The organism is Actinokineospora sp. NPDC004072, from assembly GCF_053604195.1.
On the sequence record NZ_JBSGHB010000001.1, the window covers coordinates 440,116 to 460,141 of the forward strand.

At 72.7% G+C, this 20,026-nt stretch carries 23 protein-coding genes; 10 read left to right on the forward strand and 13 right to left on the reverse strand.

Annotation, left to right across the window (positions count from 1 at the left end):
• The first annotated feature begins 121 nt into the window (after positions 1 to 121).
• Both ACWEPX_RS01815 and ACWEPX_RS01820 read left to right on the forward strand, forming a co-directional pair.
• Positions 122 to 289 carry a hypothetical protein gene (locus ACWEPX_RS01815; RefSeq protein WP_451895156.1) on the forward strand — a complete coding sequence of 56 codons (168 nt, stop codon included), beginning with the start codon at positions 122 to 124 and terminating at the stop codon, positions 287 to 289.
• 14 nt (positions 290 to 303) lie between these two features.
• Positions 304 to 534 carry a chaplin family protein gene (locus tag ACWEPX_RS01820; protein ID WP_451895157.1) on the forward strand — a complete coding sequence of 77 codons (231 nt, stop codon included), beginning with the start codon at positions 304 to 306 and terminating at the stop codon, positions 532 to 534.
• A 60-nt stretch (positions 535 to 594) separates the two neighbouring features.
• Here the strand turns inward: ACWEPX_RS01820 and ACWEPX_RS01825 are convergent, their stop codons facing one another.
• Both ACWEPX_RS01825 and ACWEPX_RS01830 read right to left on the reverse strand, forming a co-directional pair.
• Positions 595 to 3,129: an FtsX-like permease family protein gene (locus ACWEPX_RS01825; RefSeq protein ID WP_451895158.1), complete on the reverse strand. Its 2,535-nt coding sequence runs from the start codon at positions 3,127 to 3,129 to the stop codon at positions 595 to 597.
• On the reverse strand, positions 3,126 to 3,869 hold the full coding sequence (locus ACWEPX_RS01830; protein ID WP_451895159.1) for an ABC transporter ATP-binding protein: 744 nt from the start codon (positions 3,867 to 3,869) through the stop codon (positions 3,126 to 3,128). The genes ACWEPX_RS01825 and ACWEPX_RS01830 overlap by 4 nt, the downstream gene beginning before the upstream one ends.
• Before the next feature lie 141 nt (positions 3,870 to 4,010).
• On the opposite strand from ACWEPX_RS01830, the gene ACWEPX_RS01835 reads away from it, so the two are divergent.
• From ACWEPX_RS01835 to ACWEPX_RS01850, 4 genes are all read left to right on the forward strand, one after another.
• Positions 4,011 to 5,243, forward strand: a complete 1,233-nt coding sequence (locus ACWEPX_RS01835; RefSeq protein WP_451895160.1) for a sensor histidine kinase — start codon at positions 4,011 to 4,013, stop codon at positions 5,241 to 5,243.
• A complete protein-coding gene (locus ACWEPX_RS01840) occupies positions 5,231 to 5,872 on the forward strand; it encodes a response regulator (RefSeq protein ID WP_451895161.1) in 642 nt (213 codons plus the stop codon). The genes ACWEPX_RS01835 and ACWEPX_RS01840 overlap by 13 nt, the downstream gene beginning before the upstream one ends.
• Before the next feature lie 10 nt (positions 5,873 to 5,882).
• Positions 5,883 to 6,035 (forward strand): hypothetical protein, encoded by a 153-nt coding sequence (locus ACWEPX_RS01845; protein ID WP_451895162.1) that lies wholly within the window; start codon positions 5,883 to 5,885, stop codon positions 6,033 to 6,035.
• Positions 6,036 to 6,516: 481 nt separating this feature from the next.
• A complete protein-coding gene (locus tag ACWEPX_RS01850) occupies positions 6,517 to 9,240 on the forward strand; it encodes a BTAD domain-containing putative transcriptional regulator (protein ID WP_451895163.1) in 2,724 nt (907 codons plus the stop codon).
• An 80-nt stretch (positions 9,241 to 9,320) separates the two neighbouring features.
• Here ACWEPX_RS01850 and ACWEPX_RS01855 read toward each other — a convergent pair whose 3' ends face one another.
• Positions 9,321 to 9,521: a hypothetical protein gene (locus ACWEPX_RS01855; RefSeq protein WP_451895164.1), complete on the reverse strand. Its 201-nt coding sequence runs from the start codon at positions 9,519 to 9,521 to the stop codon at positions 9,321 to 9,323.
• A 13-nt stretch (positions 9,522 to 9,534) separates the two neighbouring features.
• Between ACWEPX_RS01855 and ACWEPX_RS01860 the strand changes: the two genes are divergently transcribed.
• A complete protein-coding gene (locus ACWEPX_RS01860) occupies positions 9,535 to 9,762 on the forward strand; it encodes an Ig domain-containing protein (protein WP_451895165.1) in 228 nt (75 codons plus the stop codon).
• A gap of 78 nt (positions 9,763 to 9,840) precedes the next feature.
• On the opposite strand, the gene ACWEPX_RS01865 is transcribed toward ACWEPX_RS01860, so the two are convergent.
• Positions 9,841 to 10,809, reverse strand: a complete 969-nt coding sequence (locus tag ACWEPX_RS01865; RefSeq protein WP_451895166.1) for a nitrilase-related carbon-nitrogen hydrolase — start codon at positions 10,807 to 10,809, stop codon at positions 9,841 to 9,843.
• A gap of 327 nt (positions 10,810 to 11,136) precedes the next feature.
• Between ACWEPX_RS01865 and ACWEPX_RS01870 the strand changes: the two genes are divergently transcribed.
• A complete protein-coding gene (locus ACWEPX_RS01870; protein ID WP_451895167.1) occupies positions 11,137 to 11,559 on the forward strand; it encodes a hypothetical protein in 423 nt (140 codons plus the stop codon).
• 4 nt (positions 11,560 to 11,563) lie between these two features.
• Here the strand turns inward: ACWEPX_RS01870 and ACWEPX_RS01875 are convergent, their stop codons facing one another.
• The 8 genes from ACWEPX_RS01875 to ACWEPX_RS01910 form a co-directional block, all read right to left on the reverse strand.
• Positions 11,564 to 13,261, reverse strand: a complete 1,698-nt coding sequence (locus tag ACWEPX_RS01875) for a SulP family inorganic anion transporter (protein WP_451895168.1) — start codon at positions 13,259 to 13,261, stop codon at positions 11,564 to 11,566.
• 222 nt (positions 13,262 to 13,483) lie between these two features.
• A complete protein-coding gene (locus ACWEPX_RS01880; RefSeq protein WP_451895169.1) occupies positions 13,484 to 14,281 on the reverse strand; it encodes a hypothetical protein in 798 nt (265 codons plus the stop codon).
• A 189-nt stretch (positions 14,282 to 14,470) separates the two neighbouring features.
• Complete coding sequence (locus ACWEPX_RS01885; RefSeq protein ID WP_451895170.1) at positions 14,471 to 14,842, reverse strand: ArsR/SmtB family transcription factor; 372 nt, start codon at positions 14,840 to 14,842, stop codon at positions 14,471 to 14,473.
• A gap of 70 nt (positions 14,843 to 14,912) precedes the next feature.
• On the reverse strand, positions 14,913 to 15,986 hold the full coding sequence (gene arsB, locus ACWEPX_RS01890; RefSeq protein WP_451895171.1) for an ACR3 family arsenite efflux transporter: 1,074 nt from the start codon (positions 15,984 to 15,986) through the stop codon (positions 14,913 to 14,915).
• A complete protein-coding gene (locus ACWEPX_RS01895) occupies positions 15,983 to 16,330 on the reverse strand; it encodes a metalloregulator ArsR/SmtB family transcription factor (protein WP_451895172.1) in 348 nt (115 codons plus the stop codon). The genes arsB and ACWEPX_RS01895 overlap by 4 nt, the downstream gene beginning before the upstream one ends.
• Before the next feature lie 33 nt (positions 16,331 to 16,363).
• Positions 16,364 to 16,858: an SRPBCC family protein gene (locus ACWEPX_RS01900; protein WP_451895173.1), complete on the reverse strand. Its 495-nt coding sequence runs from the start codon at positions 16,856 to 16,858 to the stop codon at positions 16,364 to 16,366.
• Entirely contained in the window at positions 16,855 to 17,196 is a 342-nt protein-coding gene (locus ACWEPX_RS01905; RefSeq protein ID WP_451895174.1) for an ArsR/SmtB family transcription factor, read from the reverse strand. Before ACWEPX_RS01905 ends, ACWEPX_RS01900 begins: the two co-directional genes overlap by 4 nt.
• A gap of 52 nt (positions 17,197 to 17,248) precedes the next feature.
• Positions 17,249 to 18,205 (reverse strand): acyl-CoA desaturase, encoded by a 957-nt coding sequence (locus ACWEPX_RS01910; protein ID WP_451895175.1) that lies wholly within the window; start codon positions 18,203 to 18,205, stop codon positions 17,249 to 17,251.
• Positions 18,206 to 18,640: 435 nt separating this feature from the next.
• Between ACWEPX_RS01910 and ACWEPX_RS01915 the strand changes: the two genes are divergently transcribed.
• Complete coding sequence (locus tag ACWEPX_RS01915) at positions 18,641 to 18,898, forward strand: hypothetical protein (RefSeq protein ID WP_451895176.1); 258 nt, start codon at positions 18,641 to 18,643, stop codon at positions 18,896 to 18,898.
• Positions 18,880 to 19,080, forward strand: a complete 201-nt coding sequence (locus ACWEPX_RS01920; protein ID WP_451895177.1) for a cold-shock protein — start codon at positions 18,880 to 18,882, stop codon at positions 19,078 to 19,080. The genes ACWEPX_RS01915 and ACWEPX_RS01920 overlap by 19 nt, the downstream gene beginning before the upstream one ends.
• A gap of 238 nt (positions 19,081 to 19,318) precedes the next feature.
• Here the strand turns inward: ACWEPX_RS01920 and ACWEPX_RS01925 are convergent, their stop codons facing one another.
• On the reverse strand, positions 19,319 to 19,831 hold the full coding sequence (locus ACWEPX_RS01925) for a hypothetical protein (protein ID WP_451895178.1): 513 nt from the start codon (positions 19,829 to 19,831) through the stop codon (positions 19,319 to 19,321).
• Positions 19,832 to 20,026 lie beyond the last annotated feature (195 nt).

Sequence of the window (20,026 nt, forward strand, 5' to 3'; positions counted from 1 at the left end):
TTCCGGGCCAGCGTCTCCGTCGACATCGTCAACGGCGCCGTCGACTGCTTCTCCCCCGGGGGCGCGACCGAGGCCACTTTCGACGGCACATTCACCATCGAGTGACGACTTCCGCTGCGGGATGTCGGATGCGAGGAAGTGCCGGGAGCTGACGCAGCGCATGGTGGACAACATCAGCGACGCGCCGGAGGACGGCGGTGGGCCGGGCTGGAACAAGCAGGAGGCGGTGGCCGCCTACCGGAAGCTCCAGGAAGTCGTCGACGCCGCCCTGACCAAGATGCACCTGTGAAAGAGGTCTGACACATGACCGGCTTCGAAGCGCAGAACACCGCAGGCGTCTCCGCCACGAAACTGGACGACTTCCCGCTGCACCTCCCCGTCAACCTGTGCGGCAAGGTCATCAACATCGCCAGCATGCTCAACCCCGGCGAAGGCCAGGACTGCCTGCCCAGCGGCGGCGGCGGGCCGGACTACGACCCGCAGCAACTCGCCCAGGACCGGCAGGCGCTCGGCGCCGAGCTGGGCATCTCCTGACCGCACCCCACGCGGTGCCGATCCTGCTGCGCCCCCAGAGATCTGGAGGCGCAGCGGGGTTTACTCGCGGAGGCCGATCACGTCGACCGGGCGGCCGCGGAGGGCGGTTCGGGTGGGGATGGTGATGGACAGCAGGGCCAGCGCGGCGGCTGATCCGATGATCGCCAGGTAGACGGCGATCGGTCCGGTGGGGACGGGGTTGCCTGCCAGGGCGAGGCCGAGGAAGGCCAGGGGCAGCACCGGGATGAGGGTGCCGATCAGCACCGCGATCGCCGCCACCACGACCGCCTCCGTTCGCATCATCCGACGGACCTGGCGTCGGGTGCCGCCGATGAGCCGCAGGAGGGCGAACTCGCGGGCGCGCTGGGCGGTGGTCATCACCAGCGTGTTGGCCACGGAGATGACGATGTAGCCGAGGATCACGCCGAAGGCGACCAGGTTGACCCAGAACTGCTGCTGCTGGGCGGTGTCGCCCGCCGCGGTCATCGCCGCCCGGTCCCCCACCACGACGCCGGGGTAGCGGTCGGTGAGGGTGACCAGGACGGCCGGGTCGGCGTCGGGGTGGAGGCGGACGAAGACGGAGGTGTCGACCTTGTCCGTCGTGTGGGAGCGGGCCAGGTCGGCGGGGAGGATGACGTCGCCGAAGGCCAGGTCGTGGGTGTAGGTGGCGACCAGGCGCAGGCGGGTCTCGGTGCCGTCGCCGAGGTAGAGCGGCACCTCGTCGCCGATGGCCTTGTCGAGGCGGCTCGCCTCGGGCTCGCTCAGGGCCACGGTGTTGCCGGTGAGCGCGGTGAGGTCGCCGGTGATGTCGCCGAGGTTGAGGGTGCCCGCGACCTGGTCGACGCCCATCGCCGCGCCGGTCTGCACCTCGACCGGTTGCGTGCCGTCCGCGGTGATGACGCTGGTCCGGACCACCGCGGTGGCCGACGCGACCCCGGGCAGCCCCCGGACGGCGTCGGCGACCTCCGGGGGCAGGACGCCGGTGCGGCTGGTGATGACGTGATCGGCGACGGTGGCCAGGTCGGTCTGGCGCTCAGTGGCATCGGCGGTGGTCGACTGGCTGAAGAACTGCACGATGGCGAACCCGACTGCCAGCATCAGCGGGGTGGTGGCGGCGGCCAGCCGCCGGGTGTTGGCCACGCTGCTCGCCGCCGCGAGGTGCCCCGCGACCGGGGAGAACCGGCTGAGCGGGCGGGCGACCCAGCGCACGGCGCGGCCGACGACCAGCGGCCCGAGCACGGCCAGCCCGATGACGATCAGCAGCGCCGACATGCCTGCCATGGCGCTGCCGATCGGGCCGTGCAGGGCCAGCGGCAGGGTCGCCACCCCGACGCCCCCGACCAGGAACAACGCGCCGACGGCCCGCCGCACCGGCCCCAGCCCGCGGGGTTCGACGGCGGCCTCGCCGAGCGCGGCGACGGGCGGGATGCGCGCAGGTCCGCGCGCGGCGGCCCATGCCGCGAGCCGGGCCGCGCCGACGCCGAGCAGGGCGGCGGCGATGGCAGGCAGCGGGCCGAGGGCCAGCGGGAAGTCGGCGGGCAGCAGCCCGATCGCGGCGAAGGCGTCGCGCAGCCAGCCCGCCACGGCCAGCCCGGCCACCCCGCCGAGCCCACCCGCCACCGCGGCGACCAGCGTCGTCTCCGCACCGATCAGCGCCCTGACCTGGCGCGGGGTGGCGGCGATGGCGCGCAGCAGCGCGAACTCGCGCCGCCGCTGCGCGACCGACAGGGCCAGCGTGCTGCTCACCACGAAGACCATCACCAGCAGCGCGACCCCGGCGAACGAGCCCGCGATCGCCAGCAGCAGCGTCCGGGCCTGGCCGACGTCGGTGAACTCCAGCATGCTGCGGTCCGCGCCGGTCGCCACCTCGACCCCGGTGCCCGCCAGCTCCCGCTCTAGCCGCTCGGCGAGGGCGTCGGCGTCGACGCCATCAGCGGCGAGGACTCCGACGGCGTGGACCTGGCCCGGCCGGTCGAACAGCACCTGGGCGCGGTCCCGGCTGAAGAAGACGGCGGACTGGCGAGCCAGCGACGGCGCCGACACCAGGCCGACGACCGGGTACTCGCGCACGTCCAGCGCGGTCTCCACGCGCAGCGCGCCGCCCACCGCCACGCCCGCGCGATCGGCTAGGTCGACATCGAGCACCACCTGGTCGGCGCTGGCTGGGGCGGTCCCGGTGGTCAGGGTGAAGGGCGCGAGCACGGCCGAGTCCCAGGCGTGCCCGCGGACGGGGATGCCGGTGACCGGGCCGTCAGCGCCGAACACGCCGACGGCGAAGTCGACCTCGCCCACCGCTGCGCGAACGCCGGGGACGGCCGCCACCCGGTCGACGAGCCCGGCGTCGACGGTCGGCCGCTCGGTGACCTGCTGGACGGCCAGCACGTCCGCGCCGGGCGGCCGGACGCTGCGCTCGGCCCCGACGACGGCCGCGGCCGCCGCGTAGCGCTCGGTGGGCACCCCGGAGCGCAGGCCGGACTCGATGAGCACGCCGCACGCGCCGACCAGGGCCGTGCCGCACAGCACGGCCAGGAACGCGCCGATGAACCCGCTCAGCCGGGTCCGCACGGTCTGCCAGGACAGGGCGAGCACGGTCACCACTCCCCGAGGTGGGTCATGCGCTCGGCCACGGTCTCCGGCGTCGGCCGGGCCAGCGACCCGGCGAGCCTGCCGTCGGCCAGGAACAGCACGCTGTGGGCGTAGGAGGCCGCCACCGGGTCGTGGGTGACCATCAGCACGGTCTGCCCGGTGGTGTCGACCAGCTCGCGCAGCAGTTCGAGGACCTGCCTGCCGGTGCGGGTGTCCAGGGCGCCGGTCGGCTCGTCGGCCAGCACCACGTCGGGGCGGGTGACCAGGGCGCGGGCGATGGCCACCCGCTGCTGCTGGCCGCCGGACAGCTCGGCGGGCCGGTGCCGCAGCCGGTCGGCGATGCCCACCCGGTGGGCGACCTCGCGCAGCCAGGCCGGGTCGGCGGCGCGCCCGGCCAGCCGCAGCGGCAGGGTGATGTTCTGCTCGACGTCGAGGGCGTTGAGCAGGTTGTACGCCTGGAAGATGAAGCCGACCCGGTCGCGGCGCAGCGCGGTGAGCGCCTTCTCGCCCATGCCGGTCAGGTCGGTGCCGCCGAGCACGACGCGGCCCGACGTCGGCTTGTCCAGCCCGGCGGCGCAGTGCAGGAAGGTGCTCTTGCCCGAGCCGGACGGCCCCATCACCGCCGTGAAGCTGCCCGCGGGCAGCCCGACGGTCACCCCGTCGAGCGCGGTCACCGCTCCCCCGCCCCGGCCGTACACCTTCCGCACCTCGTGGAGCCCGAGTGCGTGCTTCGTCGCCACCGCCTGCATCCCCTTGCCCTTCCCCCGTTGTCTGGTGTGGACGACGCTAGGCGCGCGGCGGGGCGGTTTCGATCCCCCGGGAACCCGGACCCGGGGTGGTGCTGGCACCACCATCGCGGTCGGGCGGGCCCGATGGCGCACAATCGCGGCATGGATCGGGCTCTGGTGTCGCGCGTGTGGGCGGGGGTCCGCTACCTGGCGGCCGGGTGGGTCACCGCCGCCCTGGCGCTCGCCGCCGTGCTGGTCACCGTGCTGGTGGCGGCGCTGTGCGGGCTGTTCGGCCTCGGGATCCCCGCCGTGCCCGAGGTGGCGCGGCGCACCCGCGCGCTGGCCGAGCGCGAGCGGCAGCGGGCGGGCGCGCTGCTCGGCACGGCGATCCCGAGCCCGTACCGCCCGCTGGACGGGCCGGTGGGCCAGCAGGTCAGGACGGTGGTGGCCGACCCGGCGACCTGGCGGGACCTGGCGTGGGCGGCGCTGCACGGGGTGGCGGGCCTGTTCGGGGGCGCGCTCGCGGTCGGGCTGCCGCTGGCCGCGGTGAACCAGGCCGCGATCCCGCTGTACTGGTGGGCGGTGCCCGGGGGCGCGCCGAGCGGGTTCGACTACCAGGTGACGTCGTGGCCGCTGGCCGGGGTGGCCGTGCTCGCCGCGGTGGCGTACGCGGGGCTGGCGCTGCTGCTGCCCGCGGCCGCGCGGGCGCAGGCGCGGCTGGCCCGGTGGCTGCTGCGGCCGACCGACGGCGCCGCCCTGTCCGACCGGGTGGCCGAGCTGACCGCGACCCGGGCCGCCGCGCTGGACGCGCACGGCGCCGAGCTGCGCCGGATCGAGCGCGACCTGCACGACGGCACCCAGGCCAGGATCGCGGCGGTGGTCATGCAGCTGGGCCTGGCCGACCACCTGCGCGCCCAGGACCCGGACCAGGCGTTCGCCCTGGTCCGCAAGGCGCAGGAGACGGCGGAGTCGGCGCTGGCCGAGCTGCGCGACGTGGTGCGCAGCATCTACCCGCCGGTGCTGTCCGACCGCGGCCTGGACGGCGCCGTCACCGCGCTGGCCGCGCGCTGCCCCATCCCGTGCCTGCTCGACCTCGCCCACGTCGGGCGGCGGCCGGCCGCGGTGGAGGCGGCGGCATACTTCATCATCGCGGAGTCGCTGGCCAACGCCACCAAGCACTCGTCGGCCGGGCAGATCGCGGTCGCGCTGCACACCCGGGAGGATGCGTTGCTGATCAGGGTGGCCGACGACGGCCGCGGCGGCGCCGACGAGGCGCTGGGCAGCGGCCTGGCGGGCATCCGCCGCCGGGTCGAGGCCCTCGACGGCCGGTTCGAGCTGAACAGCCCGCCCGGCGGCCCCACCGAGCTGCGCGCGGAGCTGCCGTGCGGGTCGTGATCGCCGAGGACGACGCCCTCCTGCGCGAGGGGCTCGTCCTGCTGCTGGACACCGCGGGCATCGAGGTGGCCGCCGCCGTGGACAACGCCACCGACTTCCTCACCGCCGTCGACGCCGAACGCCCCGACGCGGTGGTCGTCGACGTCCGCCTCCCCCCGACCTTCACCGACGACGGCCTCCGCGCCGCCGTCCAGGCCCGCAAGACCCACCCGGGCCTGCCCGTCCTGGTCCTGTCCGCGTTCGTGGAGGAGGACTACGCCGCCGAACTCCTCGCCGACGGCGCAGGCGCGGTCGGCTACCTCCTCAAGGAGCGCGTCGGCCGCGTCGACCGCTTCCTCGACGCCCTGCGCCGCGTGGCCGAGGGCGGCACCGCGATGGACCCGGAGGTCATCACCCAACTCCTGGTCCGCCACCGCGACCCGCTGGCATCGCTGACCGCGCGCGAGCGGGAGGTGCTGGCGCTGATGGCCGAAGGCCACGCCAACGGCGGCATCGCGCAGCGGCTGGTGGTGAGCGAGGGCGCGGTGGCCAAGCACATCCGCAACATCTTCGCCAAGCTGAACCTGGCGGGGGATGAGGTGGGCCACCGACGGGTGCTGGCGGTCCTGGCGTACCTCAACGCGGGTTAGGGAGGCCCTGGTGTCGCGTGCGGAAGCCATCGCCGCCTTGAAGGAACTCGCAACAAGCCCGAACTACCGCGACCGCGCCGACGCGGGCCGCGCCCTCTCAATCTTCGCCGACCTGCCCGCCGCCATCATCCCGGACAGGCGTTGCCTCTTCGCCACCGGCTGATCTCGTCTTCGACACCGGAGCGCTGCCGGGGGCGATCACAGCTCGGTCGCCGCGCCACCGCACCCTTGCCGCACCGGGTTGCGACCGTGGCGCAGTGGTCTAGTCCACTGTCACTGCGCAGGCGGAAGCTGTCCGACTGCACTTCAGTGGCGAAGAAGACAAGCTGGACATTCGTGGAGGAAAGCCGACTGCAGACGCCCTTGTGTTGCACCAATCGGTCCACTGCGGGGTTTCCACGCGCCATTGGATGTTCCGATCTGCCCCTCGTGGAAGTCGGTCAGGCTAATCTGGCGGGGCGGTCTGGGGGGATCTGCGGACGACCTGGAACTTTGGTTGCGCAGCGCGGTGGTGTAGGTGCTCCCGGCCGCTGCACTAAGGGGCGGATATGGTTGAAGTTCGCGTGCTCGGACCGATTGAAGCGTGGAGCGGCAGTGGTCGGGTAGACCTCGGGCACGCTCGGCAGCAGTGCGTTCTGGCGGCGATGCTGGTCGATGCGAACCGCTGGGTCAGCGCCGAGCAGCTCATGCTGCGGGTGTGGGGAGAGCAACTCCCCCACTGCGGCAAGCAGACCCTCTACTCCTACCTCTCCCGGCTGCGGCACGCCCTATCCGATGTTGATATGACGATCACACGTCGCGTCGGCGGATGGGTTCTGTCCGCCGACATCGACTCGGTAGACCTGCATTTGTTTCGCAAACTGCTCGCCCGCTCGCGTGCGACCGAGGAACCCGCTGCGGCGCTGGCGGCTCTGGAGAAGGCGCTGGATCTCTGGAACGGCGAGGCATTCACCGGATTGGCCACGGAATGGCTCGACGGCGTGCGAAATCACTTGACCAGCGAGCGATTCTCGGCCGAACTCGACCGGATCGACCTGCTCCTGGCCGTGGGCAGGCACGCGGAAGCGGTTCCGGAGCTGGAGCGCCGGACGCGGGAGCACCCGCTGGACGAGCGGATCGCCGGGCAGTACATGCTCGCCCTGGTGCGCAACGGCAGGCAATCCGACGCGCTGGAGCACTTCCAACGCACCCGGAAGCTGCTGGCCGCAGACCTCGGCACGGACCCCAGCCAACCGCTGTGCGAGCTGCACCAGCGGATCCTGGTCGCAGACCCCGGCCTCGCCCCCGTCCAAGCACCGGCGCGAGCGTCCGTGCCGTGCCGTCTGCCACCGCCGCCCAGGCACTTCGTCGGGCGCGCCCAGGAGTTGCACAGCCTCACCGAGTCGATGGAGACCGCGGCAGGTGACGGCAGCGTCCCGATCACGGTGATCACCGGGACGGGTGGTGTCGGCAAGACCTGGCTGGCGTTGCACTGGGCGCATTGCCACCAAGACCGGTTCCCGGACGGCATGCTGCACGTGAACCTGCGCGGGTTCGCCCGCGACGCGGAGCCCACCCCGGCGTCCACTGCGGTCCGCGCCTTCCTCGATGCGCTCGGGGTCGCCGCACAGGGGATACCCGATGACCTGGACGCCCAGGTCAACCTCTACCGCGATCTGGTGGCGGGGAAGCGGATGCTGATCCTGATGGACAACGCCGCCGACACCGACCACGTCGTGCCGCTCCTGCCCGGCAGCTCAGCCTGCATGGTTCTCATCACCAGCCGCCGCAGGCTGACCGGTCTGGCCACCACGCACGGTGCCCTGCTGCTCGACCTGGATGTGCTGGACGAGGACGAGGCCCTCCAGTTGTTGGAAGGCCGCGTCGGGTCGGGCCGCGTCGCGGCGGAACCCGAGGCCACAGCCGAGGTCCTGACCGCGTGCGGAGGTCTCCCGCTGGCCATCGGCATCGTCGCGGCGCGGGCCAACGCATCCCCCAGCTTCCCGCTGGCCGTGCTGGCCGAGGAACTGCGCGACCAGGCGAACCGGTTGGACGCCCTCGACGCGGGTGAGCTGAGCACCAACCTGCGGGCCGTGCTGTCGTCGTCCTGCGCGGCGCTGAGCGACGAGGCCGCATTCGTGTTCGCAGGTCTGGCCTTGGCGCCTGGGCCGGACATCGGCTTTCCCGCGGCCATGCGGCTTCTCGACCGACCCGCTGCCCAACTCCGAGTCCTGCTGCGGGAACTGGAGCACGCGCATCTGCTGCAGCAGCACGCACCCGGGCGCTACCGCATGCACGACCTCGTGCGGCTCTACGCCGCTGAGCGGGCGCAGCACGACTGGACGGCGGATGACCAGGATGCGGGGCTGCGTCGCCTGGTCGAGTTCCTCCTCCGCACGACCTATGCGGCTGAATCGCTCGTGGATCCCTTCCGTCCCTGGTTCACGCTGCCGGAGCCCGATCCGGGGTACGTGCCGCACTGCATGACCACCGCGGCGGAGGCCAGGGAGTGGTTCCGCACCGAGTACGCCAACCTGCTGGCCGCGCACGCCTCGGCGGTCGAGCGGGCCTGGCACTCCTCGGTCTGGGGACTGACGTGGTCCCTGGGCACCTCGCACCGCTGGCGCGGCAACCACCACGAGATGGTCGGGGTGTGGGAAGCCGGGAAGCACGCCGCGGACCAACAGGGCGATCCGGCCACCCGCGCCGCCGCACGGCGGCTCCTCGGCGCCGCCTGCGGTCGCGTCCGCCGCTTCGCCGATGGCGCGGCCTACCTGACCGAAGCCTTGGCAATCGCCAAGAGCATCGGCGACCTCGCCGAACAAGCCCACGCCCACCGCGCGCTGGCCGTGATCCTGGCGAAGATGGGCGACAACCGCCGGGCCCTGCGCCACTGCACGCGAGCCCTCGCCCTCTACCGCACGCTGGGCGAACCCGTGTGGGAGGCCGACGCCCTCAACGGCGTGGGCTGGTACCACGCGCAACTGGGCGACTACGCCCCCGCCCGCACCTACTGCGAGGCCGCCCTCCCCTTGGCGCGCGCCCACTCCTTCCACGATCTGGAGGCAGCCACGCTGGACAGCTTGGCCTACATCGCCCAGCACACCGGCCGCCTCCGAGACGCCCTGCGCCACTACTGCCAGGGCCGAGCCCTGTTCCGCCAGCTCGACAACTCCTACCAGGAGGCGAACACCCTCGACCGCCTCGCCCACCTCCACCACGCCCTCGGCCAGCACGACCAGGCCGTGGCCGCATGGACCCAAGCCCTGCACCTGTTCCAAGCCCACAGCAGAACCGCCGAGGCCGCCTCCGTGCAATCCCACCTGGCTCAGATCGCAGACGTCTCCGGGGAAGTCCCTTCGGTCGACTGTGGAACACCACCGCGCTGAGGAACGGCGAGCTACCACGAGGTCGACCGCCTCGCCTAACAGGCGAAGCGGTCGACTCGGTCCCGCTGCGGTCATCGCTGTCAGCTGGCCAGCCGGCGGGTCGCCAGGCCCGCTTCGATCAGGTTCCCCAGCGCCCGGGACAGGCCTGCCGCGAACAGGCCGAGGGTGGCGGCGAGCTCGCCCGACTCGGCCCGGGGCTCGCGCAGCAACCGCAGGTAGACCGTGCCTTCGGTGGCGCCGAGGCCGATCGGCTCGAGAAATCCGGGGTCGATCTCGTCCATCGGCCGACTATGGGTGGCCACCTCTGGCCAGTGGCTGGCTCTGACCCTGCAGCTGGCGGCCAGCGGCGGCTACCGCTTCGCCGCGACCGGCCTGCCCGCCGGGCTGGGCATCAACCCGTCCACCGGCCTGATCAGCGGCACCCCGACGACGTGGGCGAACTACCACCCGCGCGTCACGGTCACCGACAGCTCGGGGGCGAGCGTGAGCCAATCGTTCTACTGGTTCATCTTCCGCTACTGATCAGCGGCGGTTGATCCAGCGGTGGCACCGGGCCCGGGCGGAAGCGCGACATGCTCTCCGCCCGGGTCCGGCCGCCGCTCAGAGGTCGACCGGTTCGGCGGCGAAGCGGGCCGTGCGCGGGTCGCGTTCGTCGCCGCGGCGCTGGGTCAGGGAGCCGTACAGCTCCGGGCGGCGGCCCGCGAGCCAGCGGCGGCCGGTGGACAGCGGGACGAGCCCGAGGTCGAGGTCGGCGAGGACCAGGTCGTCGGCGGCCGCCCACGTCTCGGCGAGGATGCGGCCGTAGGGGTCGAGCACCATGGCGTTGCCGGTGCGCACCTCGTCGTCATCGCGGCCGACGCCGTTGCTGAAGAGCACGAACATGCCGTTGTCGTGGGCGCGCGCGGGCAGCCACCGCATCAGCCACCCGCGGCCGTTGGGTCCGCGGAACTCGCGCTCGATCGCCTCGGGGTCGGTGTGCCGGTTGTCCCAGCAGGCCAGGGGGATCGGGCGCATGCCGTGCGGGCTGCGGGAAGCGGTGCCGCCGGTCTGGTGCGGGGCGACCAGCACCGCGGCGCCTGCCAGGGCGCAGGCGCGGACGTTCTCGACGAGGTTGTTGTCGTAGCAGATCAGGATCGCCATCCGGATCCCCCACGGCGTGTCGAACACCGTGTAGCGGTCGCCGCTGCTGATCGCCTCGTGCTCGAAGGCGTGCAGCTTGCGGTGCACGTGCAGCGCCCCGTCGGGCAGGCATAGCGCGTAGGAGTTGAACAGCGCGCCGTCGGCGCTCTCCAGGAACCCCGCGCCGACACCGATGCCGAGCCGCTGGGCCAGCTCGCGCACCGCGCTCACCGACGGCCCGTCCACCGGTTCGGCCAGCGCGCCCAGCGCCTGCGGGCTGTGCCTGCGCAGATGCCAGTACCCCGTCACGCACATCTCCGGGCACACCACCAGCTGCGCACCCGCCGCCGCGGCCTGGGCCGCGAAGTGCTCGACCCGTCCCAGGTTGTACTGCTTGTCGTCGGCGCGGTGCTCGAACTGCACCGTCGCCACCCGCACCTCGTCCGCCACGCCCACCATCTCAGCCCACCGGCGCACCCCGTGTCCACCGACCTGGCCTCGAAGAACATCGCCCACCACCTCCTCGCCCAGATCGTGGGCACGGCCCGTTGACTGACCACAGTGGAGAGGACTATCACCGGAAAGCGCTTGGCGGGGTGCGCGCCACCCGGCGTCCCTCACAGGAGGGTGTGGCCTCCTCCGCACGAGCGACAACGCGGGTACCGGGGTGGGAACCGGGAACGAATCCCCAGTCGGATTCGCCTCTCGAAGGGATGGGTCATGGGGTTCCCCGGGCGCAGGGCGGTGGTCGTGGCGGGTGCGGTTCTGCTGACCGCTGTGACGGTGGGAGTGGCGCCCGCCGCTGCTCAGCAGTGGTCGGTGGTCACGGGGGAAACCCGCTATCTGCCGGAAACCAGCAACGTCTCCAGCCGGGTCACCTACAGCTGCCCGCAGGCGGGCGACGGGTGGAACTCCGGCGGCGTGATCTACCTGGAGGTCAGGCAGGGGTCGATCGCCGAGATCGGCAGGCTCAACCCGGTCAAGTGCCCCGCCGAGGAGGAGCACGCCACGATCTACCTGGGGGCGGGCGGCCCGGAGTTCAACCGCGACCAGCTCGCCCACGTCCGGGCGGTCATCGGGTTCGGGGAGATCGACCGGGAGCTGGTGGGGGAGAACTGGGAGCTCGTCTCCACCGAGTACACCTCCGAGTGGCGCTCGGTGTGCCTGTACGGGGGCGACGCCCAGTACTGCCCGCAGTAGCGGGTCAATCGGCCGCCACATGGTCGTCGGGCGTCGGGAGGATGCCCGCGCTGCGGAGGCGGTCGCGGGCTGCGGCGATCGCCTCCGGGGTCGTGGCGAACACGCGGCCGTCGGCGTCGAGGCGGTGGATGACGCCGAGGGCTTCCAGCGGTTGGTGGTGTCCGTCGCGGATGCCGGAGACGTGGACGGCGATCCCCCGCCGCTCCAGCTTGTCGATGGTGTCCTTGAGGACCAGCGCGCCGCTGGCGTCGATGGTGGTCACCCGGGACATGCGCAGCACGACCGCGGACACGTCGGCGATGTCGGGCAGCTCCAGCAGGAACCGGTGGGCGGCGGCGAAGAACAGCGGGCCGTCGATGCGGTAGGCGACGATGTGCTCGGCGAGCAGGCGGTGCTCCTCGTCGCTGGTCGCGCCCGGCACGTCCGCGGCGATGCCCACCTGGTCGATGCGGGCCTGGCCCGCGACCGCGCGCAGCGCGAGCGCCCCGGCGACCAGCAGGCCGATGACGATCGCGTAGACCAGGTCGAGGGCGACGGTGGCCAGCGCGGTGAGGACGAGGACGGCGGCGTCGCCGCGGGTCGCGCGGGCCATCGTCCGCAAGCTGCCGACCTCCACCATGCGGATCGCGGTGGCGATGAGGACCCCGGCGAGCGCGGCCAGCGGGATGCGCGAGACCAGCGGCGCGGCGGCGTAGACGATGCAGGCGAGCACCGCGGCGTGGGTGAGCGCCGCCAGCCGCGAGGACGCCCCGGCGCGGACGTTGACCGCGGTGCGCGCGATCGCCCCGGTGGCCGGGACGCCGCCGAACAGGGGCGCGGCGATGTTGGCCAGCCCCTGGCCGAACAGCTCCCGGTCGGGGTCGTGCCGCTGGCCGATGGTCATCCCGTCGGCCACCGACGCCGACAGCAGCGACTCCAGCGCCGCGAGCAGGGCGACGGCCGCCGCGGGCGCGAGCAGCGACGGCAGCGCGGCGACGTCCACGAAGCCCAGCGACGGCGCGGGGAGCCCGGCGGGCAGGTCGCCGATGGGCGCGGCGTCCAGGGAGAACACCGCGGCGGCGACCGCAGCCGCGACCACCGCGACGATCGAGAACGGGACGGCGGGCCGCCACCGGGCGCCGACCAGCATGATCGCGGCGACCGCGGCGGCGAGCCCCAGCGCAATCCAGTTCGGCGAGCCGAAGAACGCGCGCACCGCGTGCCAGGCCGTCTCCAGGACGCGCTCGCCCTCCACCGAGGTGACCCCGAGGGCGGCGGGGACCTGCTGCAACCCGATGACGCACGCGATGCCCAGGGTGAAGCCCTCCACCACCGGCGCGGGGACGTAGCGCATGGCGCGGCCCGCCCGCGCGAGCGCCAGCCCGACCAGCACCACCCCCGCGATCAGCCCGACGGCCAGCACTCCCCCGGCGCCGTGCGCGGCGAAGATGGGCACGAGGATGACGGTCATGGCGCCGGTGGGGCCGGAGACCTGCAGGTTCGACCCGCCGAACACGGCAGCGAGCGCGCCCGCGACGACCGCGGTCGCCAGGCCCGCCTGCGCGCCCAGCCCCGAGGACACCCCGAAGCCCAGGGCCAGCGGCAGCGCCACGATCGCCACGGTCAGCCCGGCCAGCAGGTCGCGGCGGAAGTGCCGCCGCACCGCGGCCCCGTCCGCCCGAGTGGGCAGCAGCGGGCGCAGCCGCGACCAAACGGCCCTCATCGCGTGTCCGAATCGGACTGCAAGGGCGGGCAGGTGGCCACCACGGCGAACCGCTGCTGCTGGGCAAGCACGCAGAACCGGTGCAGCAGGACTCGCACGACACTCCCCGTGGTCAACACCCTCTTGGACGCCTGGCGCAGGCGGCGCCCGAGGGCCTGCCGGGAACCGTACCAGAGCAATTGCAGATATTCGCAATTGCGCTAGACGTGGACTGGTCGCGCGTCAGCCGTCGACTCGGCGGGATGGCGCCCGCAGCACCGCGGTGGCGGCGTCGGCGATCCGATCGGCCAGTTCCCCGGCCGCGATCCTAGGCAGGTGGTGGTCGGCTCCGGTGGCCATGACCAGCGCGAGCACGCAGGCGTGCAGCACGGGGACGTGCGGCTGCGCGCCGGGGGTGCCCGCCAGCGCGCGGAGCAGGCCGGGCAGGGCGATCAGCGGGTCGTGGTCGCTGCGCGCGGTGATGACGACCGGGTCCCGGTCGGCCGGTCCCGTCCAGGGCCAGAGAGCGCCCAGGTCGAGCACGACGTGCGCGTCCACCGCGATGTCCCGCAGGGGGAACACGGCGGCGTCGGCGGGGTTCCACACCGTGATGTCGTGGATGCTGGCGGCCAGCAGCAGCGGGGTGACAACCGGCATGGCGTCCGCGCCCGCGACCACCACGCGGCTGAGGCCCGGGGGATGGCCGAGGCGGGTCAGGGTCGTGAGGGCTTGGGCGACGAGGACGGCAGCGGCCGTGTCGCGCCAGGTGAGGACCGGCACGCCCAGCAGGTCCCGGATCCGCTCGGCGTCTCCGGGGCGCGCACCGGGGAGGAAGACCGCGTCGGACTCGGCAATGCGGGCCCAGAGGTCCTCGCGGAGCGGGCCGCCGAGATCGAGATCGACCACGCGGGCGGCCAGCCCGCCCCAGCGCTCGATCGCCGCCGCGCACCGGTCGGCGGGGAGTTCACCCCCGGCCCCGTCGTCGACCACGACCGCGGCGACCAGCATGCGGTCACCGCCTGCGCCCCGACTGCTGTCCACCGACCGGCTCGTCCGGCGGGCCGGCGTCACCGGCGCCGATCCCGGGGCGCGCAGCCAAGTCCCGCCAACCAGCTCATCGCCCCTCATCCCTGTCGGGCACCAACCCCACCCCTGCACGCTGCATTATGTGCAGAGTTGCAAATTTTTGCAATTATCGGGCATGCGGGACCGCAGCCCCGGACGCCGGTGTCAGCGTCCCCTGGCGGCGGACCCCTTGCGGCCGCGGGCCTGCCCGGCAGGCGCGCGCAGGTCGTCCAGCAGCTCCACTTGGCCCGCCAGCACCCCCGTGAGGATCTGCCGGGCCACCGCCAGCAGCTCCGCCACATCCGGGCTGGTCAACGAGTAGTAGACGGTGGACCCCTCCTTGCGCGTGACCACCAGCCCCGCGCGGCGCAGCACCGCCAACTGCTGCGACAGGTTCGCCGCCTCGACGCCCACCTCCGGCAGCATCTCCGCCACCGCGTGCTCCCGCTGGCTCAGCAGCTCCAGCACCCGAATCCGCGCCGGATGGCCCAGGGTCTTGAAGAACTCCGCCTTGAGCTGGTACAAGGGCCTGCTCATCGGCCCCTCCCATCCGCCCGCATGATTCACTAACTGCCGATATTAGCAACTGGCGCAGGCCGCCAGGCGCTCACCTGGGCGCTGCGGCGGTGAAGCGGCGGCGCAGGGCCAGGGAGACGTAGACCAGGCCGACCAGCACGGGCACCTCGATCAGCGGGCCGACCACGCCTGCGAGGGCCTGGCCGCTGGTGGCGCCGAAGGTTGCGATCGCCACGGCGATCGCGAGTTCGAAGTTGTTGCCCGCGGCGGTGAACGCCAGCGTCGTGGTGCGCCCGTAGCCCAGCCCGAGCGCGCGGCCCAGGGCGAAGGAGCCTGCCCACATCAGCGCGAAGTAGGCCAGCAGGGGGAGCGCGATCCGGGCCACGTCCAGCGGTCGGCTGGTGATCTGGTCGCCTTGCAGCGCGAACAGCACCACGATCGTGAACAGCAGCCCGTGCAGCGCCACCGGGCCGATCCGGGGCAGGAACCGGGTCTCGTACCAGTCACGGCCCCTGGCCCGCTCCCCCAGCGCGCGGGTCAGGTACCCGGCCAGCAGCGGGATGCCGAGGAAGATCAGCACGCTCGTGGCGATCTGCCACCCGGACACCGCCAGGCCTGCGGTCGGCAGGCCGAGCCACCCCGGCAGCACCGCCAGGTAGAACCAGCCCAGCAACCCGAAGGCGACCACCTGGAACACCGAGTTCAGCGCGACCAGCACCGCGGCGGCCTCCCGGTCCCCGCACGCGAGGTCGTTCCAGATGACGACCATCGCGATGCAGCGGGCCAGGCCGACGATGATCAGCCCGGTCCGGTACTCGGGCAGGTCCGGCAGCAGCAGCCACGCCAGGGCGAACATCAGCGCCGGGCCGAGCACCCAGTTCAGCGCCAGCGACGACCACAGCAACCGGCGGTCGCCGGTCACGGTGCCGAGCCGGTCGTAGCGGACCTTGGCCAGCACCGGGTACATCATCACCAGCAGGCCGACCGCGATCGGCAGGGAGATCCCGTCCACCGACACCGCGTTCAGCGCGCCGCCCAGCCCCGGGATCCACCGCCCCGCCAGCAGGCCCGCGACCATCGCCAGCCCGATCCACACCGGCAGGAAGCGGTCCAGCGTCGAGAGCCTGCCGACCACCCCCGCAGCGGTCTCGTCGGTCGTGGTCACGCCGAGGTCCCCGGGGCAGGCTCACCGGGCACCAGCACCGCGGACAGCCGCTCAAGCACCTGCCGCTCCGCCCGGTAGTACACCCACGTCGCCCGCTTCTCGCCCGTCACCAGCCCCGCCTCGCGCAGCACCTTGAGGTGGTGGGAGATCGTCGGGCCGGTCAGCTCGAACGCGCCGGTCAGATCGCACACGCACGCCTCCCCGCCCGCATGCGAGGCGATCAGCGACAGCAAGCGCAGCCGCACCGGGTCGGCCAGCGCCTTGAACGCCCGCGCCAGCTCCCCCGCCTGGTCGACGGTCAACGGCTCGCGGGTCAGGGAGGTCGAGCAGAGCGACTTCGACATGCGTCTAGATTGACAGATATCTAATCGAGCGCGTCAGCCGTCCTCGGCGGCTCGCTGCGCCGCCGCGCGGAAGCGGTCGAGGTAGAGCGGCCAGCCGTCACCGGTGTCGAGGGTGGTGAACGCCTCCCAGCCCTCGCCGTGGCGGTCGAGGTGGCGGTGCTCCAGGACCACGCGGGTGCGCTCGGGGGCCTCGGCGGTGAACTGGATCTCCACCTCGCTGGTGCGGTCGGGATCGGTCTCCACCTGCCACCGCGGGCTGATGTCCCAGCTGATGACCAGCCGGTGCGGCGGCTCGTAGGCGAGCACGCGCGCCCACGCGCACCGGCTCCCGTCGGTCCCCACGTCGTACACGGCGCCGCCGACGCGCGTCTCCAGCACCGTCCGCTCGATCGGGACGGCGAGCAGGTTGTGCTTCCGCGGCTTGACCTCGTTGAACCGCTCGGTGAACACGCGGAAGGCGTGCTCGACGGGGACGTCGACGACGATGTCGGCCCGCACGGCGGTCTTGTCCTGGGGGGTGGTGCTCATGGGGTCGGTGTCCCTTCCGCTGTCGTCGCGGTCGGCCGGTAGGTCCGCTCGGCCACGTCTTTGAACCTGGTGAGGGTCGCGTTCCAGTAGGAGTCGAGCTCCCGGCGCATTTGGTCCAGTCCGTCCGGGCGCATCTCGTAGACACGCATCCGGCCCTGCTGGTGGACGTCGACGAGCCGCGCGTCGAGCAGCACCCGCAGGTGCTGCGACACCGCGGGACGGCTGACCGGCAGCTCACTGGCGATCTCGGTGACCGAGCACGGCCCCCGCGCAACCCGCGCGAACACCCGGCGCCGGGTCGGGTCGGCCAGCGCCTGCCAGGCGTCGACTGTCGACATGATGCGTAAGCTACTACTTACGCTTCCGCCTGTCGAGCGCCCGGCGCGACCGTCACACGACCGTGCCGGGCCGGGCCAGGCGGGCCAGCCGCTGCGGCGTGGGCCAGCGCACCTGCCAGGCCCAGCCGAGCTGCTCGAAGACGCGGATGAGGCGGGCGGAGATGTCGATCTGTCCCCGCAGCACCCCGTGCCGGGCGCTGGTCGGGTCGGCGTGGTGGGAGTTGTGCCACGACTCGCCCATCGACAGGATGGCCAGCGGCCAGAAGTTGGCCGACTTGTCCCGGCTGGCGAACGGCCGCGAGCCGATCATGTGGCAGATCGAGTTGACCGACCAGGTGACGTGGTGCTGGAAGGAGATGCGCGCCAGCCCGGCCCAGACGAACCCGGTCAGCGCGCCCCACCAGGACAGCGTGATGACGCCGCCGAGCACGGCGGGCAGCAGGGCGCTGAGCGCGACCCACAGCGGGAACAGCCGGTCGATGGCCTGGATGTCGCGGTCGCGGGCCAGGTCGGGGGCGAAGCGCTCGACGTTGGTCTTGTCCCGGCCGAACAGCCAGCCCAGGTGGGCGTGCCAGAACCCGCGGGCCAGGGCGACCGGCGAGGTGCCGAACAGCCAGGGCGAGTGCGGGTCGCCCTCGCGGTCGGAGAAGGCGTGGTGGCGGCGGTGGTCGGCGACCCAGCCGATCACCGAGCCCTGGGCGGCGAGCCCGCCCGCGATCGCCAGGGCCGAGCGCAGCCAGCGCTTGGCCTTGAACGAGCCGTGGGTGAAGAGGCGGTGGTAGCCGACGGTCACCCCCAGGGTGGAGATGGTGTAGAAGACCCCGGCCAGCATCAGGTCGACCCACGACATGCCCCACCCCCAGGTGAGCGGCACAGCCGCGGCCAGCGCGGCGAACGGGATGACCAGGAAGGCCCGGATGGTCACCAGCTCGGCGCGGGAGCGCTTGCCGGATAGCACGGGCTTGGGCGCGCTGCGCGGGTGGTCGTCGGCGTGGAGCAGAGAAGTCATATCGCTCGTTCCCGCGGGTGGAAGAGGCCCGCACGGGGTCATTCGGCGGCGGCGGAAGCGCTCGGCGCCGGTGATTCCCGACGATACACGGCTGATCCGCACCCGGCTGATGGACGAATTCGTCCACTGTGGAGGAAATGGCGGGTGTTCGGCCCCACGGGGACGGCATATGGGGTACAGTTCAGGTCTGGGATCACCAGCGACCCGCAATCGGCGGGGGACGGTACCCGGTCTACGCCTGCCGCGCTTGACGGCGGGGGACGGGAGCACCGGCTTGGCGCCGGGCCAACCGCTCACGCACTCCACGGCCGACACGGCCACTGAACTGCCCGCCTCGTGCAGACCCCGGTCCGGGGAAGCCTCGGTGTTCACCCCGAGGCGCGCCGAGCAGGGCACCGCGATCCCGCCCGTCCGCCGCGCCGGGCACGTGACCACGTGACCGGGCGTGGAGCGGCCGCAGCCGAGTTCGCGCGCAGGCGTTCCCACGCGGAGAGCGTGTACGCCGAGCAACGCAGGCGGGCGGCCCGCGCGGTCGCCAACCACGCGCTGTCCGCCGCCGAGCGGATGACGCTGCTGGCGATGCTCGACCTCCCGGCCGCGGATGCCCCCGACCCGCGGGCAACCCCACGACCACCTGCCGCGCACCTGCGCCGCCGAACCGAAGAGGAGCACCCGTGCCGCACGGAAAAGTGAAGTGGTTCAACGGAACCAAGGGCTTCGGCTTCATCACCCCCGCCGAAGGCGGTTCCGACCTGTTCTTCCACCAGACCCACCTCGAAGGACCCAATGCCACCGTCCAGGACGACCAGCCGGTCGAGTACGAGATCGGCGACGGACGCAAAGGCCCCCAGGCCATCGACGTCCGCTGCCGCTGACGTCGACCCCATGACCTTCAGCCACCGCCACCACCCGCCGACGGCGCCCCGCACCGCGGCACCACCGCGTGCCCCGCAGCCCGTCTTCCGGGAAGCGCTGGCTTAGGTCGCGTTCGACACTAAGGCGTCGCGGACGTTGCGTCCGCGACGCCTTGGCCATTCCCGCCGCAACACCTCCGCGGCGATCCGTCCGCCGGACCCGGCGAGCGCGGGAAGGACCAGCCGCCCGCGGACGGTTTCACTCGAACGTGCCAGCCCCACCGACGGCCAGGTACTTCAGCCCGTTGAGCGCGCAGTCGGCGTTCGGGGTGAACCAGGCGACCGGGATCATCTGGTTGCCGGTCATCACCCCGCTGGTGATGGTCAGGGACAACTCGATCCCGCCCTGGGTCGGGTCGGTGTTGAAGACGTAGCTGAACTGGCTGGTCGCCGTGGGCGTCCAGGCGATCGTGCCCGTGCCCGCGACGCGGAGCACCACCGAGCACGGGGTGATGATGGTCGAGGTGACGGCGGCCGTGCCGCTGAAGGCGCCGGACTGCATGGTGTAGCCGGTGGCGGAGACGCAGTTGATGAGGGAGCCGCTGATCGTGGCGGGACTGCCGGTCACCGGGCCCGTGATCGGCGGGACGAAGTCGGTCTGGAGCTGGACCTCGCAGGTCAAGTCACCCGGCGCAGCGGTGGCAGGCGCGGCGGTGAAGACGCCGAGCAGCGCGGTGAGAACGGGCAGGACGAGGACGGCACGCAGACGCATCGGAATGCACCTTCCATCTGGGCCTGGGGAGACCTGGTTGACCGGCAGAGGGCCGGGCGAATCGTGTGCCAGGCAGCGTAGTCCGCGCAATTGTCCGGACATACCGCCTAATGGGGAAGACCACGGAAGCCGCCTGCCGCAGTTTGTGGCTGATTTGTTGGCACAACACAGGATTGACCTTGCCGGAGGCCGGAA

Coding starts and splice junctions, on each gene's coding strand:
- ACWEPX_RS01815 (WP_451895156.1), top strand. CDS start 122: ATGTCGGATGCGAGGAAGTGCCGGGAGCTGACGCAGCGCATGGTGGAC.
- ACWEPX_RS01820 (WP_451895157.1), top strand. CDS start 304: ATGACCGGCTTCGAAGCGCAGAACACCGCAGGCGTCTCCGCCACGAAA.
- ACWEPX_RS01830 (WP_451895159.1), bottom strand. CDS start 3,869: ATGCAGGCGGTGGCGACGAAGCACGCACTCGGGCTCCACGAGGTGCGG.
- ACWEPX_RS01835 (WP_451895160.1), top strand. CDS start 4,011: ATGGATCGGGCTCTGGTGTCGCGCGTGTGGGCGGGGGTCCGCTACCTG.
- ACWEPX_RS01850 (WP_451895163.1), top strand. CDS start 6,517: ATGCTGGTCGATGCGAACCGCTGGGTCAGCGCCGAGCAGCTCATGCTG.
- ACWEPX_RS01855 (WP_451895164.1), bottom strand. CDS start 9,521: ATGGACGAGATCGACCCCGGATTTCTCGAGCCGATCGGCCTCGGCGCC.
- ACWEPX_RS01875 (WP_451895168.1), bottom strand. CDS start 13,261: ATGAGGGCCGTTTGGTCGCGGCTGCGCCCGCTGCTGCCCACTCGGGCG.
- ACWEPX_RS01885 (WP_451895170.1), bottom strand. CDS start 14,842: ATGAGCAGGCCCTTGTACCAGCTCAAGGCGGAGTTCTTCAAGACCCTG.
- ACWEPX_RS01895 (WP_451895172.1), bottom strand. CDS start 16,330: ATGTCGAAGTCGCTCTGCTCGACCTCCCTGACCCGCGAGCCGTTGACC.
- ACWEPX_RS01900 (WP_451895173.1), bottom strand. CDS start 16,858: ATGAGCACCACCCCCCAGGACAAGACCGCCGTGCGGGCCGACATCGTC.
- ACWEPX_RS01905 (WP_451895174.1), bottom strand. CDS start 17,196: ATGTCGACAGTCGACGCCTGGCAGGCGCTGGCCGACCCGACCCGGCGC.
- ACWEPX_RS01910 (WP_451895175.1), bottom strand. CDS start 18,205: ATGACTTCTCTGCTCCACGCCGACGACCACCCGCGCAGCGCGCCCAAG.
- ACWEPX_RS01925 (WP_451895178.1), bottom strand. CDS start 19,831: ATGCGTCTGCGTGCCGTCCTCGTCCTGCCCGTTCTCACCGCGCTGCTC.